We start from the raw sequence: 2,224 nt of genomic DNA on the forward strand, positions 1-2,224 counted from the left end.
GTAGTATCCCACCGGTGCCTCCCTCGATACTAGCGTACCGATTTCTACGGCTCCTACCTATCCTGTACATGTTACACAAAAACTCAATATCAAGCTACAGTAAAGCTCCATGGGGTCTTTCCGTCCTGTCGCGGGTAACCTGCATCTTCACGGGTATTATAATTTCACCGAGTCTATCGTTGAGACAGTGCCCAAATCATTACGCCTTTCGTGCGGGTCGGAACTTACCCGACAAGGAATTTCGCTACCTTAGGACCGTTATAGTTACGGCCGCCGTTTACTGGGGCTTCAATTCAAACCTTCGCTTCCGCTAAGCTCTCCTCTTAACCTTCCAGCACCGGGCAGGCGTCAGCCCCTATACGTCATCTTACGATTTGGCAGAGACCTGTGTTTTTGATAAACAGTTGTTTGGGCCTTTTCACTGCGGCTGGCTCTGACACCAGCACCCCTTCTCCCGAAGTTACGGGGCCATTTTGCCGAGTTCCTTAACGATAGTTCTCTCGCTCACCTTAGGATTCTCTCCTCGACTACCTGTGTCGGTTTGCGGTACGGGTAATCAGTCGCTCACTAGAAGCTTTTCTTGGCAGTGTGACCTCCGTGCTTCGCTACTTGTATTTCGCTCCCGTTCACAGCTCATGGTTCCCGGTTAAAAGCATTTGACTCTTAACCCCACTCGCTGCTTCGACATGCTTTTCCAGCTGCATGCTCACGTCTAGCCTCCTGCGTCCCTCCATCGTTCAATCACTACTGATTAGTGCAGGAATCTCAACCTGCTATCCATCGACTACGCCTCTCGGCTTCATCTTAGGTCCCGACTAACCCTGGGCGGACGAGCCTTCCCCAGGAAACCTTAGTCTTTCGGTGGACCAGATTCTCACTGGTCTTGCGCTACTCATACCGGCATTCTCACTTCTAAGCGTTCCACCAGTCCTCTCGGTCTGGCTTCTTCACACTTACAACGCTCTCCTACCACGCCTGATTTCTCAGACATCCACAGTTTCGGTACCATACTTAGCCCCGGTACATTTTCGGCGCAGAACCACTCGACTAGTGAGCTATTACGCACTCTTTAAATGCATTGCTGCTTCTAAGCCAACATCCTAGTTGTCTGTGCGGTTCCACTTCCTTTTCCACTTAGCATGGATTTGGGGACCTTAACTGGTGATCTGGGCTGTTTCCCTTTCGACAATGGATCTTATCACTCACTGTCTGACTCCCGGGTATAGATCGATGGCATTCGGAGTTTATCTGAATTCAGTAACCCCTGACGGGCCCCTAGTCCAAACAGTGCTCTACCTCCATCATCCTTTCCCCGAGGCTAGCCCTAAAGCTATTTCGGAGAGAACCAGCTATCTCCAAGTTCGTTTGGAATTTCACCGCTACCCACACCTCATCCCCGCAATTTTCAACTTACGTGGGTTCGGTCCTCCAGTGCGTTTTACCGCACCTTCAACCTGGACATGGGTAGGTCACTTGGTTTCGGGTCTACGTCTAGCTACTTTCGCCCTCTTCAGACTCGCTTTCGCTGCGGCTCCGTCTCTTCAACTTAACCTCGCACCTAAACGTAACTCGCCGGTTCATTCTACAAAAGGCACGCCATTACTCTTTAACGAGCTCTGACTACTTGTAGGCACACGGTTTCAGGATCTCTTTCACTCCCCTCCCGGGGTGCTTTTCACCTTTCCCTCACGGTACTGGTTCACTATCGGTCACTAGGGAGTATTTAGCCTTGGGAGATGGTCCTCCCGGTTTCCGACGGGGTTTCACGTGCCCCGCCGTACTCAGGATCCTGAGTGAGTGTCTTTGATTTCGCCTACTGGGCTTTCACCTGCTCTGGCTCAGCTTCCCAGCTGATTCGGCTATCGCCAACCTTTATTCTCATTATTCTCAGTCCTACAACCCCAACAAGCTTGCTCGTTGGTTTGGGCTCTTTCCGTTTCGCTCGCCGCTACTCAGGAAATCGATTTTTCTTTCTCTTCCTGTGGCTACTGAGATGTTTCAGTTCACCACGTCTTCCTTATCCTTGCGGATATGACTAACCTTGACGTTAGCCGGGTTCCCCCATTCGGAGATCTCCGGTTCTTCGCTTACTTACAGCTCCCCGAAGCATTTCGGTGTTCGTTCCGTCCTTCATCGGCTCCTAGTACCTAGGCATCCACCGTGCGCCCTGCTTTCCTTAACCTATTTCTTCTCGGTTCACAGTTTCTCGGTGATATATCTTCTC

At 51.0% G+C, this 2,224-nt stretch carries 1 rRNA gene; it reads right to left on the reverse strand.

Going from position 1 to position 2,224, the window contains the following annotated elements:
- A 23S ribosomal RNA gene (locus JG30_RS08015) occupies positions 1-2,182 on the reverse strand; the annotation flags it as partial.
- Positions 2,183-2,224 lie beyond the last annotated feature (42 nt).

It is taken from the genome of Bombilactobacillus mellifer (assembly GCF_000970795.1).
Classification (GTDB): Bacteria; Bacillota; Bacilli; order Lactobacillales; family Lactobacillaceae; genus Bombilactobacillus; species Bombilactobacillus mellifer.